This is a genomic window from Phytoactinopolyspora endophytica (assembly GCF_004138495.1).
GTDB lineage: Bacteria > Actinomycetota > Actinomycetes > Jiangellales > Jiangellaceae > Phytoactinopolyspora > Phytoactinopolyspora endophytica.
Window position 1 is genome coordinate 31785 of record NZ_ML142859.1, and the last position, 301, is coordinate 32085.

The 301-nt window shown below is 72.4% G+C and carries 1 protein-coding gene; it reads right to left on the reverse strand.

What is annotated here, in order from left to right; genetic code table 11:
• On the reverse strand, window positions 1–301 hold a 301-nt coding region (locus ELR45_RS20295), incomplete at both ends, for a DUF222 domain-containing protein (RefSeq protein WP_205856942.1).

Here is a 301-nt window from a genome sequence, read left to right on the forward strand (position 1 = left end):
GGGCTCGCCGCCGTGTGTCGGCAGCGAGGCGGAGTTCAGCTGGCGGCGGCATAGCTCGACGAGTGCGTCCGCGCGGCGCTGGGCCGCACTGCGGGTGTCGTCGGGGCCTGACGGTGTGGCCAGGGCGTCGATCGCGGTCTGCACGATCGCGCCGTCTTCCGGGCCGAGGACACCATCGATGGACACCGCGCCTTCGAAGGTGGCGGCGACATCGAGCCAGCGGCCCTGGTCGCGTTTCTCGGCGCGTTTCTTCGCGCGTTTGTTGTCCACGGCCGCGCCCATCCCGCGTAGCGCGGCGCGT